This window comes from Cobetia sp. UCD-24C (assembly GCF_001306765.1).
Taxonomy (GTDB): domain Bacteria; phylum Pseudomonadota; class Gammaproteobacteria; order Pseudomonadales; family Halomonadaceae; genus Cobetia; species Cobetia amphilecti.
Genome location: NZ_LJTD01000005.1, coordinates 103,580 through 118,462 on the forward strand (window position 1 = coordinate 103,580; position 14,883 = coordinate 118,462).

Genomic DNA, 14,883 nt, shown 5'->3' on the forward strand with positions numbered 1-14,883 from the left:
CTTACTCCTTATGCACCGTGGTCGCGGACATCTCACCCGCCGGACCTGGCGCCCCGCCAGCGACACCTCCTGAATGCGCCCGATAACGAGAGCCCAGATGGTGGGTGATGGCGCGCTGGGTGATCTGGCCGACGATACGCCCCTCGTCATCGACGCACGGCATCCAGGTCATGTCATTGGCGAACATCAGCGAGGCCACCTTGCGCAGGTCATCCTCCAGGCTGACCACGACGGGCACACTCTGGAAGTGATCACGGCAATGGCCCTTGGAGGTGCGAGCGATGGCGGCACTGATGATGCCGACCGGCTGACGCTTGTCGTTCACCATCACGATGCTGTTCTGATAGCCGTAGGCCTCGATGCGCTCGAGCGCCGTGGCCAGGGTGTCATCCGGCGTGACCATGCCGATGTCTTCACTGGCCAGGTCGCGCACCTTGACCAGGTTGAGGCGCTTCAGTGCACGGTCCTCGCCCAGGAAGGATTCGACGAACTCGTTCTTCGGCGCAGCCAGCAACTCATCGGGCGGTGAATACTGCACCAGCTTGCCGCCGCGGAAGATGGCGATGCGATCGCCCATCTTGATCGCCTCATCGATATCGTGGCTGACAAACATGATGGTCTTCTTGAGGTCCTGCTGCATCTTGAGGAACTCATCCTGGATCACCGCGCGATTGATGGGATCGATGGCCCCGAAGGGTTCATCCATCAGCATCACGGGCGGGTCCGCCGCCAGGGCACGCGCAACGCCGATGCGCTGCTGCTGGCCACCGGACAACTCGCTCGGATAGCGCTTGAGGAAGGCATCGGGCTCGAGCGCGATCATGCGCATCAGCTCACGGGCACGTTCACGATAGCGCGTCTTGTCCCAGCCCAGCAGTCGGGGCACCACGGTGATGTTCTCCTCGATGGTCATGTTCGGGAACAGGCCGATCTGCTGGATCACGTAGCCGATGTTGCGGCGCAGCTCCTGGGTATCGAGATTGGTGGTGTCTTCCCCGTTGATCAGCACTCGCCCCGAGGTCGGGCGAATGATGCGGTTGATCATCTTGAGGCTGGTGGTCTTGCCGCAGCCGGAGGGGCCGAGCAGGATGCAGATCTCACCGCTCGGGACCTTCATGCTGATATTGTCAGCGGCCGTCACGGCGCCCTTCGGGGTATCGAAGACTTTAGTCAGGTTGTCGAGTTCAATCATGAAGCGTTCCTTGTCGTGTTAGCAGAATGGCGCGCGAATGACGCGTCAGGCGGCGGCCGCTGTGGTGCGGTCCATGCCCTTGGGCGTCAGGCGCTTCTGCAGCGCCAACAATGCATAGTCGACGAGGATGGCCAGCACGCTGACCGCCACCGCCCCGACAATCAATTGCCGAGGATCAGACTGGGAAATCCCTCGACTGATGAAGGTCCCAAGCCCCCCGGCACCGATATAGGCCGCAATCGCCATCACCCCGATATTCAGCACCACGGCGGTGCGCACACCGGCCATGATGATCGGCACGGCCAACGGAATCTCCACCATCCACAGACGCTGATTCTGGCTCATGCCCACCCCTCTGGCGGCTTCGCGCAGCGCCGGGTCGACATTGTTGATCGCGGTATAGGTGTTGCGGATGATCGGCAGCTGCGAATACAGCAGTACGGCGATCACCGCCGGCAGATAACCGATGCCCTGCCCGATCAACGACAGGATCGGAATCATGATGCCGAACAGCGCGATGGAGGGGATCGTCACGATGATCGAGGCGATATACAGCACGGCCTTGGCGGCTCGCTCGTTCTTGGTGATCGCGATGCCGATGGGCACGCCCGTCAGGGTGGCGATTCCCACTGCCACCCCGACCAGCGAGATGTGCTCAAGCGTGCGTGTGGTCAAGAGCTCCATATTGTCCAGAGCATACTGGATCAGTTCCAAGCGGGATCTCCTTGCTTTTATTGTGTCCTGTTCGGCACGGCAGGCTTGAGCCGGCGTCACAGGTGTCAGGGCAGGTATATCATCAAGCGAAGTCGCTGAGATGCCGAAGCGGAAACCTGCTTAGCTTAGCAAAGCGAGATAGCAGTTATTTATCGATTTGGATGAGCATGCAAAATGCCAGTTATCAAGAACAGTGATCCTCCTTGCGCCACGCGAGCCCGAGAGCACGACTGACTCACTGACGCCAGGTATCACCGATTCGCTCTGCAGGTTTGGGGCCAATTCGCCACCGCTATCCGCCTCGTCCGCGACGATGGTAACAAAAAAGACAAAACAATTTATAAATCATCTATTTAGCATATATGGGCGGGCCCTGGGCACGCGGAATGGCGGTCGGGTAGCAGACGCGAACCTCCCTCACCACCAGCCCTCCATAAGAAAAATGCATACCCTCCGATAACACTCACCCCCTACTTAGGCCCCATGCCTCACTCCCATAATGGCCACGATATACAACCGTGCTAATGGAGAGATGCCTGCATGTCCCTGACCAATGCCCTGTCCGACGCGCTGCCGCTGACCCTGAGCGAGTCGCCGCTGTCACTGAACCTGATCACCGCCGAAGGCCTGGAGCCGGTCAGCCCGCTGTGGCTGCGCGAGCGCACCCAGGACCCGGAGCAGCTCGATGAGGTGACCACCCAGCGTCTGTTCGATTCGCATGCCATCGACGTCAACCTCGAGTTGACCGCGGCGCGCCCGGTCGATGAGACGCACGTGGAATTCACTTTCAGTGACGGGCATTGCGAGGTGTATGACCTCACCATGCTGGCGCATGAACTGCAGGGCATCACACCGTTCCCCAAGCCCGAGAGCTGGGATGCGAGCATCGATCAGCAAGCGCAGCGCGTCGACTGGGAGAAGATGGGCAACAATGAGGACTTCCAGAAGGCATTGAAGGCCTATCTGCGCTTTGGCTACATCATCGTGCAGAACGTGCCGACCGACCCGGAACGCATTCTGGAAGTGGCCGGTCACTTCGGCTACGTGAAGGACACCAACTTCGGCAGCTACTTCGAGGTGTATTCGCGTCCGACGGGCAATGACCTGGCCTACCGCAGCGTGGCGCTCGGGCCGCACACCGATAACCCGTATCGTGATCCGGTGCCGGGCATCCAGATGCTGCATTGCCTGGTCAACGAGACCACCGGCGGCCTGTCCACGCTGGTCGACAGCCTCAATGCGCTCAAGCAGCTCAAGGCCGAGATGCCGGAAGGCTATGAACTGCTGCGCACCACGCCGGTCGGCTTCCGCTTCCTGGACGCCGGCACCGAGCTGACCACCCGTCGCTGCGTGATTCGCGAGAATTCCGATGGTGAGCCCATCGGCGTCAACTACAGCCCGCGCCTCGATCACCTGCCGCACATGTCGCTGGAAAACACTCGCCGCTACCATCAGGCCCGCCAGCGTCTGGGGCAGCTGTTCCAGGACCCGGCCAACGAGATTCGCTTCCAACTCGAATCCGGAGAGCTGATGATGTTCGACAACACCCGCGTGCTGCATGGCCGTACGGCGTTCGACACCAATGAGGGGCACCGCCACCTGCAGGGCTGCTACATGGACAGCGACGGCCCGCGTGAGCGCTTCGCCACGACCCTGATGCGTCAGCGTCAGCAGCAGGCACAACAAGAAAACCGTGAGGAAATGGCGTAATGGATCAGGTTTCATTCACCCAGATGAAGGATGGCACCGCAGAAGACTATGCGTTGCTCGAGCGTCTTGAAGACCAGTTCAATGAAGGGCTGGTGGAGCGTCTCAAGCTTGCCCTGCGCAAGCTCGATGATGGCCTGAGCGGCTACAAGGTCAGCCGTCTGGAGCATTCCCTTCAGTCAGCGGCGCGCGCCGAGGCCGATGGTGCCGATGACGACCTGGTCGTCGCCACCCTGCTGCATGATCTCGGCGATGAGCTGGCGCCCTACAATCACTCGCAGCTGGCCGCCGCCATCATTCGCCCGTACGTGCGTGCCGAAGTGACCTGGATCATCCATCACCATGGCCTGTTCCAGAAGTTCTACTACGGTCACTTCTACGGCGAGGACCGCAACGAGCGCGAGATCTACAAGGACCACCCCTGGTATCAGAAGTGCGTGGATTTCTGCGAGCGTTATGATCAGGCGGCCTTCGATCCCGACTACCCGACTCCGCCGCTGGAGCACTTCGAGCCGGCACTGCGTCGCGTCTTCGCGCGCAAGCCCTTCGATCCGGACGTGATCGGCGAAGAGCCGGCCGGCGGTTTCGACAGCCGCGTCTGAGCATGTGAAGGCGGGGGCGTGAAACGCGCCTGACCTGCTCCGCTCCCCCGCTTGACCATTGCCCTCACTGGCCCGCCCAGTGGGGGCAATCTGGTTTGTGGGCGTTGCGTTGAGTGCTTCACGTCAACAAGGGGTTGAACCTCGCCACTCAACCTTCATCATCATTGGCTAACGTCAGCGTCAATGAAGACGGTGCCGGTACGGCCGTCTTTCCCTCGCGGATCATCCCCCTTCCCCAACCCGACAGGCAGACGCATGGAACATCTCTTCATCTACGGTCCACTGGGCCCCGGCGGCCTCAACGAACACGTCATCGCCAATATCGATGGCGAATGGAGCTCGGCCTATCTACGCGGCCGACTGGAAAACACCGATCACGGCGATGAGCACAACTTCCCGGGGCTGGTCGTCGACAACACGGGCCAGGTGATACGCGGCCACGTGTTCTCCTCGGCGCAATTGCCCGAGCATTGGGATGCCCTCGATGACTTCGAGGGCCCCATCTATCAGCGCACCGTCACCACCGTAATACTCGATGACAATCGTGAACTCGAGGCCTATGTCTACGCCCTGCCGCAGTGAGACTCGCGCGCGGCACGGATAGCGATTGCTGGCTCGTGGCAAGAGATGGATGGATCGTGGCTAGTGATGGATTGATCGTGGCTAGTGATGGATGGCGGCCCGCCGCCTTGCGCCCGGATGGAGTAACATTGCCCTTCGGGCGATGCATGGCCAGTCAGCGCCAGCGTCCTCATTCATGCATCACAAGGGAGATTCCTCATGCAGCTTGAAGGTTCCTGCCACTGCAAGGCTGTCACATTCCAGCTCGAATCGCCGCACCCCTATCCGTATCAGCGCTGTTATTGCTCGATCTGTCGCAAGACGGCGGGCAGCGGTGGCTACGCGATCAATCTGGCGGGCGATGCCAACACCCTGAAGGTGGAAGGCCGGGACAATCTCTCCATCTATCACGCGGTGACCGACGGGGTCGAAAGTCCGGCGGAACGCCACTTCTGCAAGCGCTGCGGCAGTGCGCTGTGGCTCTACGATGCCCGCTGGCCGGAGCTGATCCACCCTCAGGCGGGGGCGATCGACACCCCGCTGCCCGTGCCGCCGGAACATGTCCACATCATGCTCGACAGCAAGGCCAACTGGGTGGAAGTCGCGCACGAAGCACGTGATGCTCATCACGCCGAGTATCCCGAAGAGAGCATTGCCGCCTGGCATGCGCGAATTGCCGAGCGCGACACCGACTGATCTCAGCGGCGCGTCAATCAGGACCAGCAACGCCATCGATCAGGGTCCGATGCGACGCTGGTCAGGATCCGTTGCGACCTCATGGCCTGATCCGCCGGGCTGAGCGTTGATGTCATTCGCTGCGTCGCGTATAAGTGCCGCCTATACAAGGCGGCACTCCTGTTTGTATCCGGTGATCCTTGGCTGATGCCTTCTCATGCCTCATCCAGGCAATCTCCCGAGCCATCAGCCAGGCCATCACCCAGGCCATCACCCAGGCCAAAACAGTACGACAGGAGCGCCGCGACAGCGCATCACAGTGAGGACTCTCGTGCCGGCCCGAAAGACAAGCTCCCCAGCGCCGCTGGAAAGCGCAAGCCTTCTGGATGACCTGCCCTCCCTGCGCGGGCTGGTCGCCTTTGACGTGACGGTCCGCCTGGGGTCGATGACGGCCGCCGCCAGTGAGCTGGATACCACCCAGCCCACCATCTCCCAGCGCATCCGCGCGCTGGAGGAGCACCTGGGCCATCCGCTGTTCGATCGCCAGGGCGGCCGTCTGATCCTCAACCACTACGGCGAGACCTTCCATGCCGAACTGGCAGGCGGACTTGGCAAGGTATGCAGCGCCGTCACGGAAGCACGTCGCAAGGTGCACAAGCCGACCCCGCGTATCACCATCGCCGCGGGCGCCGGTTTCGCGCATGTCTGGCTGCGTCCGCGCCTGGAGCGGCTGGAGCAGGATTTCCCCGACTGTCATTTCACGCTGTTGCCGATCGATCGCGATGAAGACCCGCAGATGCAGCAGGCCGATATCGCGATCCGCTTCGGCCCGCCGCTGACGGGCGATCATCGCGATACGCTGGTGGTCGCGGAGCGCGCCTTCCCGGTCTGTTCCCCGGACTACGCCCGGCGTCATGGGCTCGAGAAGGGACTGGACGCCGAGGCGCTGTCGCGCATCACCCTGCTGCATCTGGACATGCGCGACACCCGCTGGCTGGACTGGGCCACCTGGTGTCGCCATGCGGGACTGCCGGTGCCGCGCCTCGACAAGGCCTTCCCCTACAACAACTTCCCGCTGACGCTCAATGCCGCCGTCAATCATCAGGGCGTCGCGCTGGGCTGGAGCCACGTCATCCAGGACCTGCTCGACAACGGCTCGCTGATCGCCCTGACGCCGCATATCTCGCGGGACCGCCACGGCTATCGCATGAGTGTCCGCCATCCCAACAGCGCCGTGATCCAACCGATCACCCGCTGGCTGACACGCGAATTTTCCGGCCTCGAGATTCCGGGGCCTACCTCAAGGCAGCCATGAGTTGCCGCAAGCCCTCGCTCCGTGCGGCGCGCGCCGCCGAGACAGGCTTCTCCCCCGACGAACGACAGAGACTCCCATGCAGCATCTTTTCATCTACGGCACCCTCGGCCCGGGCGGCCCCAACGAACACGTCATGCTCGACATTGGCGGCAGCTGGACACCCGGCACCCTCAAGGGGCGCCTGGAGGCGGCTGGCTGGGGGCTGAGATGGGCTTTCCGGGGCTGAGACTGGATGAGGCGGGCGACACCATCCGCGGTCACGTCTTCTCCTCCGACAACCTGGCCGATCACTGGCAGGCGCTGGATGATTTCGAAGGCAGCGAATACCTTCGCCAGCCGGCCACGATCACGCTGGAAGATGGCAGCACCCTGACGGCACAGGTCTACGCGCTGAGCCAGCCGTAAGCTGCTCCATGAACTGTTTCATGAACTGCTCCATAAGCTGATCAGTGCGCTGATGCCCGGAGTCGCTGCCTGAGTGTCGAGGTCTGAGCGCCGAGGTCTGAGCGTCAATGCCTCGGCGCGCTACAGCGACACCTTCAGATACTCCAACACCCGTCTGGCGCGCGCCGAGAGCGGCCATTCCGCTCGCGTGAGCAACCACAGGGTATCGACCACCTCCGTGCTGCCCTCAGGCGGTGGCACCACCCGGATGGCCTGATGATCAGGGAAGGCCTCGCGGGCATGGCGCGGCACGACGCTGAAGCCCAACCCACGGGCGACCGGCTCCAGAATCAGGCTGATCTGGTTGGTGGAGCCACTGCGCGGCAATGAGCTGATGCCCGGATTGCCCGGAAAGCGCCGACTCAACAGGCGCGAGGCCATGTCCTGACCATCCGGGTGATCGATGAAGCCCAGTGTCTCGAGATCCCCCCAGTCATGGATCTCGACCCCCGCCGGCACCACCAGCTCAAGGGGCTCACGCGCCCACTCCGTCACGCTCAGACGCGGGTCATCCGGCTTGAGCGTGACGATCCCCAGCTCGAAGCGATTCTCCAGCACGGCCTCCACCACCTCGCGCGTCGGCGCGAAGCGATGGTGGACATTGAGGCCCGGCGACTCCTGCTGAAGCGCCAGCAAGCGCGGATAGATCGCCAGGCCAATGCTGCCCGGCGTGATCAACCGAATGTCGCCATGACTGTCTTCATTGCCCGCCAGGCGCTGGGCCAGGCGCTGCTCGGCGGTTTCCATCTCACGCGCGAAATCCAGCAGTGCATGGCCGGCCGGCGTCAGTTCGATCTTGCGCGGATGACGAATCAACAGCGTGCCAAGTCGGGTTTCCAGCTGGCGCACATGCTGACTGACAGCGGCCTGGGTCAGATCGAGCCGCTCCGCGGTGCGCGTGAAGTTGCCGACACTCACCAGGGTGCGAAAGGTGCGTAGCCATTGGGGTTGCAGCATTCAAGCTCCTGGGGCTGGAAGAATCAGGGGGCAGAGTCAGGGGGCAGTATCAGGAAGTCAGCGTCAGAGGAGTAGCATCAGCAAAGACTGCGACGGAGAACCCCTACCGCCATAAGCAAATCTTATCATTATCATAACAGCCACGTAGTTTTCATTATTGCTCATGACGCCCAAGATGGCATCCAACGTCACGCAGGCAGTGACCGAGCCATTTCCTTCACGACTCACATATCGAGGTGACTCATGAGCAACGAAAAGAACACACCGTATCCGCGCACCTTCTCCCACATCGGCCTGTCCGTCGGTGATGTGGAAGCCGCGGTCAAGTTCTACACCGAAGTGCTGGGCTGGTACGTGGTGATGGAGCCGACCACCATCACCGAAGATGACTCCGCCATCGGCGTGATGTGCAGCGATGTCTTCGGTCCGGGCTGGGGCAGCTTCCGCATCGCCCACCTGTCCACCGGCGACCGTATCGGCGTCGAGATCTTCGAATTCCCGAACCACGAGACGCCGGAAAACAACTTCGAGTACTGGAAGACCGGCATCTTCCACTTCTGCATCCAGGACCCGGACGTCGAAGGACTGGCCGAGCGCATCGTCGCCGCCGGCGGCAAGCAGCGCATGCCGGTACGCGAGTACTTCCCGGGTGAGAAGCCGTTCCGCATGGTCTACATGGAAGACCCGTTCGGCAATATCCTCGAGGTCTATAGCCACAGCTATGAAATGACCTACGCCGCCGGTGCCTACCAGAACTGAGCACGGCCGCAGACGTCAGATACAGCAAGGCCCCGCCATGGCGGGGCCTTGCTGTATCTGACATTCATGCTCGAGACATCCCGACAGGAATTTCGAGAGCAACACACGATGACCTTCGTCGGGCGAGCCCAGCGAAAGCCCACCCGCTCACGCCTCAGTGGATGACGGGCATGCTGCGCACACGACGGTAAAGACTCTGACTGGCGAGTTCCGGACTGAGCAAGGCAATCCGTGCCTTCTGCACTGCAAGCTCACGTTGCAACAACGACCAGGTGCCGATGAACTCGGCACACTCACCACAGTGCACCAGGTAATCATCAGAGCGCTCATGATATTGGTAATCCATGCTCAGGCATTTACATACCGGGCAGGACAGAACGGCGTTGGCTTTCTCATCCATGATTCGATTCCCTGGAGCCACACTGATTGAATTCACGGCAATGATCACACGCGTTCAGGTAATCATTACGGGTGTGAACATCCCTCATACTCTGCAAAACCCGCTGAACTCACACTATCCATGATGTGATATCTGTACAACTCTCACTTGTGGGCGACATTTCTCGAAACGTTAACCAGTGGTAACTTGCTGGCGTGTTCAGCACGTTGATCTCATCGCGACTCGCAAGACACCATGACCGCGACGAACACCCCGATAGCAAATCACTTCTCCATGATTACACAGCGATACGCAAGACTACATTCGCTGACCGATGGCATGCCGGCTTCAGACTCGCGAAACCGCAAAGCGCGCATGCCCTGCAGGTTCTGTCGCCAAACGGGCATGAAAAAACCCACCCTGGAGGGTGGGTTTTACGTGAATCCCTTCGGCTGTCACCGCCAGCAGATCATTTCATCTTGCGCGCCGAATCATCCTGCTCGATACGGGTCAGTAGCTTGTCAAAGACGCCAGTCGCCAACAGCACAAAGGTGACGGCCAAGCCAAGCCCCATCCAGATAGCGATATTGCTCATTGTCCCTTACCCCTGCTGTTTTCTTGGTTTTTTCAGCCCTTCTGCGACGCAATATGGCGTAAATTCAATCTTTGTACAACATTTGATCATGAAAATATCGACCGCCGTCTGGCGCTGAGACTGCCGGTGCCATTCCAGACCTTTGACCGGCGTCATCACACTGCCAACGACCATGATTTGAGCAATCGATCAACAACGGGTAGTCTTGCGTCATGAAGAAAGTGACGCAGGCTTGCCAGCGCTGATTCCTTGGCGCTGATCCGCTGGCACTTCCCCCTAGACGCTACCCGTCGGCCTGCTACCTCGCTTCGCGCCCACTGCATGTCTGAAATATCACCCCAGGAGTCATCATGTCTGACACGACCTTTCCCGACGTACTGGTGTTCGACGTCAACGAGACACTGCTCGACATCACCACTCTCTCGCCGTTGTTCTCACGCGTGTTCGGTGATGAAAGCGTGTTGCGCGAATGGTTCGCACAGCTGGTGCTGTACTCGCAGACCATGACGCTCTCACAACGCTACACCCCCTTCGGTGCGCTCGGCGTGGGCGCCCTGAAAATGGTCGCCGACATCCATCAGGTCAGACTCGCGGATGACGATATCGATGAGCTCAAGTCGCGCATGGCCGAGATGACGGCCCATCCCGATGTCGCCCCGGCGCTTGAGCGCCTCAAGCAGGCCGGTTTTCGCCTGGTGACGCTGACCAATTCCCCCGCAGGCGCCTCCCCGACGCCGCTGGAGAAGGCCGGTATCAGTATGGCCTTCGAGCAGCATTTCAGCGTCGACAGCGTCAAGCAGTTCAAGCCAGCGCCGGCCACCTATCAGCATGTCGCCGAGCAGCTCGAGGTCGAACTGGGCGACATGTGCATGATCGCCTGCCATGTGTGGGACACCATCGGTGCCCAGGCTGCCGGCATGCAGGGCGCCCTGCTGACGCGCCCACACAATGCCGTGCTGCCCGCCGAGAATGTGCCGACCCCGGACTTCATCGCCGCGGAGCTGATGACCCTGGCGGATCAGCTGATCGCGGCCAGGGAGGCCTGAGCGAGCACTGGCCTCTGAGCTCTCTTTCTAGACTCTCTTTCTAGGCTCTCTTTATAAACTCTCTTCCCAAACTGAGTTTCTCAGCTCTGTCTCTGAGTGCTGCCTAGTAAATAAACGCCGCTCGCCCATTCGGGTGAGCGGCGTTGCTGTTCCTGCCTTCCTGTTCGCTCTTTCCTAGCTTTGTCGTCGATCTTTCTGATTTCTCGCCAACCTCTCCGCTTCCTCGGCGATCTCTCCACCACCTCGCCGTTCGATCAGCTGCCGCACACGGCAGCCTTGCCTCCTTGGCGGGACGCGCTCACTTTAGTGAACGGAAGGCCTTGAGCATCTCATCACGGGTCGCCTGCAGCGCGGCCTGAATCTCCGCCCTGCGCTCGCTGATGCGCCACGAGGGGCCGACCACGGACACGGAGTAATGGCCCTGGCTGGTTTCCAGGCCGATTCCGATCGCGCCGACTCCCTGCATATGCTCATCCTCGTCATGGCCGATACCGGTGCGACGCACCTCGGCCAGTTGCGTCAGCAGTGCCGGCATCCCGAGGGTGTTGTCCGTGTAAGCCATGAGATCCGTCCCCAGCAACCGCTCCACCTGCTCATCCTCGAGATGCGAGAGCAGCACCTTGCCGCTGGCTGTCGCATGCAATGACAGGAAGTTGCCGGCCATCGGTGATACCCGCAGCGGCAGCGGCGACAACACCGAGTGCAGTATCAGCAGTTCGTTGCCGCTCAGACTGCAGAGCACCACCGTTTCCTCGGTGGAGCCGCTCAACGCCTCCAGAAACGACTTGGCATGCGTGGTGATGTCGAGCTGGCTATGGCGCGCCAGCCGCATCAGCGCAGAGCCGAGCCGTATCCCACCATGGCCGTGGATTTCCAGCAGGTCTTCCTGGGCCAGCGCATCGACCAGCCGCTTGACGGTCGAGCGCGGCAGATCGTTCCTGGCGGCGATCTCCCCCAGGCTCATGCCCTGCTCACTACCTTCCAGACTCTTGAGAATCGCCGCCACCCTGGCCACGACCTGCACGCCACTACCTTCTCTTGTGGACACAGACACAACTCCTTAACAAGCTAACTACTTGCCTAACGAAACCACCAAGTGGTACAGTGTACCGCATAACGAGACACCCAAGGTGTCTAGCGCTTCACCTCAAAACGGGAACTCTACAGTGGCCGCTCCTCAACCCTTCAATCTACGACTCGCACTCGGTCTTGTGGGCATTCTGCTCGCATCACTGATGTCCGGTGTGGGAGAGCGTGTCACGCAGACCGTCCTGACGGATGTGGTCGGACACTTCGGCTTCTCCCACGATGAGGGCAGCTGGCTGACCACCATCTACAGCGCGGCGGAAGTCTCGATGATGCTGCTCGCCGGTTGGCTGGCCGTCACCTTCAGCCTGCGCCGCTTCGCGATCGGTGCCTGCCTGTCACTGGCCCTGTTCTCGCTGCTGGTGCCCCTGGCCGACAGCTTCCCGTTGATGGCGGGGCTGCGCGTGGCCCAGGGCCTGGCCTCCGGCAGCATCCTGCCGCTGCTGATGATGTCGGCGCTGCGCTTCCTGCCGTGGCACAGCAAGCTCTATGGCCTGTCGGCCTATGCGATGACGGCCACCTTCGGCCCTTATCTGTCGGCACCGCTGGCCGCTCTCTATGGCGACCTGGGCGACTGGAATCTGGTGTTCTGGGAAACCGCGCCGGTATGCCTTCTCGCCGCCGCGCTGGTCTCCTGGGGCCTGCCGCAGGACCCGCTCAAGCTGGAACGCTGCAAGCAGTTCGACTGGCTCGGTGCCCTGCTGGGCGTCACCGCTCTGTGCGCGCTGGTCGCCGGCATGACCCAGGGTGAGCGACTCGACTGGGGCAACTCGCCGTTGATCGTCGCCCTGCTGACCACGGGCGGGCTGGTCTTCGTGACCTTCCTGATCCATGAGTGGTTCCACCCGATGCCGCTCTACAAGCTGCAGCTGCTGGCACGCCGCAACTTTGCCTTCGGCATCATCACCCTGTGTACCTTCATGTTCCTGACCCTGGCCGCCGGCACCATTCCTGCCGCCTTCCTGGGGGAAGTGCAGGGCTATCGCCCCATGCAGCTGTTCCCGGTCATGTTGACCATGGCCCTGCCGCAGCTGCTGCTGGCACCGCTGGTGGCGACACTGATCAACCGCAAGAGCGTCGACAGCCGCTACGTGATGGCCACGGGCCTGGTGTTGATCCTGATCAGCTGCCTGCTGGGCTCGCAGCTCACCAGCGACTGGAATCGCGACAACTTCTATCTCATCGAGGTGCTCAACACCCTGGGCCAGCCGATGGTGGTGGTACCGCTGCTGATGAATGCCACCGGGGCGCTCAGCCCGCTGGAAGGGCCGTTCGCCACCGCGATGGTCAACTCGCTGCGCGCCCTGTTCACGGTGGTGGCCTCCACGGTCTACGGAAGTTTCCTCGTCACGCGTGAAGCGCTGCACACCACCCGCCTGGGCGAGGCACTCGGCCTGCAGGGCAATCAGCCCGCCGGACTCATCCAGGTCGATGCGGCAAGCGATATCACCACGCGCATCTCCGAGCAGGCCTCCGTGATGAGCTATGCGGATGCCTACCTCGCCATCATCCCCTTCGTGGTGGCGCTGCTGATACTTGTCATGGTGCTGCCGATCCGCGCCTATCCGCCCCAACCGGCGCCGGCACCGGCACCTCAACCAGAGCCAGCACAGCGCACTCAGTCTCAGCCCCCTCAGGCTCAGCCCCCTCAAGCACAACCCTCCGGGGCATAGACACAGACAAAGCCGGCGGCTGCCCGCCAGCCATGATTCAGTCACTTCCCCCTTCTTCGACATAGACGACGAGATACGACACCGACATGAACAAGACACGTACCACCCTACTGTTGAGCGTTCTGGCGCTCCTGCTGGTCGCGACCTACGCGGGCCTCTACTGGAAGGGCCACGATGGCCGCGAAGCCACCAACAATGCCTATGTGCGCGCCGATAGCGTGATGGTGACCACACGCGTCGCGGGCCAGATCGACAAGGTGCTGGTGGAAGACAACGAAGTGGTCAAGGAAGGCCAGATCCTGGCCACGCTGGATGACCGCGATTACCAGGCGTCCCTGCACTCCGCCCAGGCCGATCTCGCCGCCCAGCAGGCAGCGGTCGGTGACCTGGATGCCAACATCGAGCGTCAGCACGCCGTCGTCCAGCAGTCCATCGCCGAGGTGAAGTCCACCCAGGCCTCGCTGCGTTATGCGCGCAATGATGCCAAGCGTTACCGCAGCCTGCGCATGACCAACGCCGCCTCCCAGCAGGACAAGGAAAAGGCCGATGAACAGCAGGGCATCTGGGAAGCCAATCTCGTGCAGGCCCAGGCGGCTCAGCGCTCGGCGGAAAAGCAGATCGGCGTCCTTGAAGCCCAGCGCGTGGAAGCCCTGGCCGAGGTCGAACGCTCACGTGCAGCGCTCGAGCAGGCGGAGCTGAACACCGGCTATACCGTCATTCGTGCGCCGAAGGACGGCATCGTCACCCAGCGCTCACTGCGTGTCGGCGCCTACGTGCAACCGGGTGATTCGCTGCTGGCCATCGTGCCGCACAAGGAAGCCTATGTCGTCGCCAACTATCTCGAGACCCAGATGGCCGAGATGGAGCCGGGCCAACCGGTCGAGATGACGCTGGATAGCCTGCCGGGCAAGACCTTCACTGGCCATGTCGACAGCATCGCACCGGCCTCCAGCAGCGCCTTCTCGGCCGTGGCCAGCGAGAACGCCACCGGCAACTTCACCAAGATCACCCAGCGCATGCCGGTCAAGATCGTGTTCGAGCCGAACCAGCCCGACTTCGACAAGGTACGCATCGGCATGTCCGTGATTGCCCATGTCACGACCCAGCAGCCCTGAGCGACTTGCGACAGCCCTGAAACAGTCAAGAGAAGCGTCCTGGAGGGCACGCCGCCCCGGGAC

Annotated in this window: 17 protein-coding genes; 11 read left to right on the plus strand and 6 right to left on the minus strand. The window is 61.7% G+C overall.

The features are described from left to right. Position 1: 1 nt before the first annotated feature. Both AOG28_RS09165 and AOG28_RS09170 read right to left on the minus strand, forming a co-directional pair. A complete protein-coding gene (locus AOG28_RS09165) occupies positions 2 to 1,192 on the minus strand; it encodes an ABC transporter ATP-binding protein (RefSeq protein WP_054556212.1) in 1,191 nt (396 codons plus the stop codon). 45 nt (positions 1,193 to 1,237) lie between these two features. Next, positions 1,238 to 1,906, minus strand: coding sequence for an ABC transporter permease (locus AOG28_RS09170; protein WP_054556213.1), 669 nt, complete (start codon positions 1,904 to 1,906; stop codon positions 1,238 to 1,240). A gap of 540 nt (positions 1,907 to 2,446) precedes the next feature. On the opposite strand from AOG28_RS09170, the gene AOG28_RS09175 reads away from it, so the two are divergent. The 7 genes from AOG28_RS09175 (at position 2,447) to AOG28_RS09200 (ending at position 7,171) form a co-directional block, all read left to right on the plus strand. Beyond that, complete coding sequence (locus AOG28_RS09175; RefSeq protein ID WP_054556214.1) at positions 2,447 to 3,616, plus strand: TauD/TfdA family dioxygenase; 1,170 nt, start codon at positions 2,447 to 2,449, stop codon at positions 3,614 to 3,616. After that, positions 3,616 to 4,215, plus strand: a complete 600-nt coding sequence (locus AOG28_RS09180; protein ID WP_054556215.1) for an HD domain-containing protein — start codon at positions 3,616 to 3,618, stop codon at positions 4,213 to 4,215. Before AOG28_RS09175 ends, AOG28_RS09180 begins: the two co-directional genes overlap by 1 nt. A 255-nt stretch (positions 4,216 to 4,470) precedes the next feature. Continuing rightward, positions 4,471 to 4,797: a gamma-glutamylcyclotransferase family protein gene (locus AOG28_RS09185; protein ID WP_054556216.1), complete on the plus strand. Its 327-nt coding sequence runs from the start codon at positions 4,471 to 4,473 to the stop codon at positions 4,795 to 4,797. 198 nt (positions 4,798 to 4,995) lie between these two features. Then, positions 4,996 to 5,472 (plus strand): GFA family protein, encoded by a 477-nt coding sequence (locus AOG28_RS09190; RefSeq protein WP_054556217.1) that lies wholly within the window; start codon positions 4,996 to 4,998, stop codon positions 5,470 to 5,472. A gap of 310 nt (positions 5,473 to 5,782) precedes the next feature. Next, a complete protein-coding gene (locus AOG28_RS09195) occupies positions 5,783 to 6,766 on the plus strand; it encodes a LysR substrate-binding domain-containing protein (protein ID WP_054556218.1) in 984 nt (327 codons plus the stop codon). Between the two features lie 76 nt (positions 6,767 to 6,842). Continuing rightward, positions 6,843 to 6,992 carry a hypothetical protein gene (locus AOG28_RS18525; protein WP_200906768.1) on the plus strand — a complete coding sequence of 50 codons (150 nt, stop codon included), beginning with the start codon at positions 6,843 to 6,845 and terminating at the stop codon, positions 6,990 to 6,992. Beyond that, positions 6,974 to 7,171, plus strand: coding sequence for a gamma-glutamylcyclotransferase family protein (locus tag AOG28_RS09200; protein ID WP_200906769.1), 198 nt, complete (start codon positions 6,974 to 6,976; stop codon positions 7,169 to 7,171). The genes AOG28_RS18525 and AOG28_RS09200 overlap by 19 nt, the downstream gene beginning before the upstream one ends. Positions 7,172 to 7,291: 120 nt before the next feature. Here AOG28_RS09200 and AOG28_RS09205 read toward each other — a convergent pair whose 3' ends face one another. After that, positions 7,292 to 8,167, minus strand: a complete 876-nt coding sequence (locus AOG28_RS09205) for a LysR family transcriptional regulator (protein WP_054556219.1) — start codon at positions 8,165 to 8,167, stop codon at positions 7,292 to 7,294. A 243-nt stretch (positions 8,168 to 8,410) separates the two neighbouring features. Here AOG28_RS09205 and AOG28_RS09210 point away from each other — a divergent pair, with 243 nt between their 5' ends. Then, complete coding sequence (locus AOG28_RS09210; protein WP_054556220.1) at positions 8,411 to 8,926, plus strand: lactoylglutathione lyase family protein; 516 nt, start codon at positions 8,411 to 8,413, stop codon at positions 8,924 to 8,926. 154 nt (positions 8,927 to 9,080) lie between these two features. Here AOG28_RS09210 and AOG28_RS09215 read toward each other — a convergent pair whose 3' ends face one another. Beyond that, positions 9,081 to 9,326: a hypothetical protein gene (locus tag AOG28_RS09215; protein ID WP_054556221.1), complete on the minus strand. Its 246-nt coding sequence runs from the start codon at positions 9,324 to 9,326 to the stop codon at positions 9,081 to 9,083. 448 nt (positions 9,327 to 9,774) lie between these two features. Next, a complete protein-coding gene (locus AOG28_RS18830) occupies positions 9,775 to 9,900 on the minus strand; it encodes a hypothetical protein (RefSeq protein ID WP_263643033.1) in 126 nt (41 codons plus the stop codon). Between the two features lie 350 nt (positions 9,901 to 10,250). Here AOG28_RS18830 and AOG28_RS09220 point away from each other — a divergent pair, with 350 nt between their 5' ends. Further along, positions 10,251 to 10,946 (plus strand): haloacid dehalogenase type II, encoded by a 696-nt coding sequence (locus tag AOG28_RS09220; RefSeq protein ID WP_054556222.1) that lies wholly within the window; start codon positions 10,251 to 10,253, stop codon positions 10,944 to 10,946. A 298-nt stretch (positions 10,947 to 11,244) separates the two neighbouring features. On the opposite strand, the gene AOG28_RS09225 is transcribed toward AOG28_RS09220, so the two are convergent. After that, positions 11,245 to 11,994 (minus strand): IclR family transcriptional regulator, encoded by a 750-nt coding sequence (locus tag AOG28_RS09225; protein ID WP_200906770.1) that lies wholly within the window; start codon positions 11,992 to 11,994, stop codon positions 11,245 to 11,247. Between the two features lie 118 nt (positions 11,995 to 12,112). On the opposite strand from AOG28_RS09225, the gene AOG28_RS09230 reads away from it, so the two are divergent. Together AOG28_RS09230 and AOG28_RS09235 are read left to right on the plus strand one after the other, a co-directional pair. Next, the gene (locus AOG28_RS09230; protein WP_200906771.1) at positions 12,113 to 13,705 is read left to right on the plus strand and encodes an MFS transporter; all 1,593 of its coding nucleotides are present in this window, start codon (positions 12,113 to 12,115) and stop codon (positions 13,703 to 13,705) included. Positions 13,706 to 13,791: 86 nt separating this feature from the next. Beyond that, a complete protein-coding gene (locus AOG28_RS09235) occupies positions 13,792 to 14,820 on the plus strand; it encodes an HlyD family secretion protein (protein WP_054556224.1) in 1,029 nt (342 codons plus the stop codon). Positions 14,821 to 14,883: the final 63 nt, after the last annotated feature.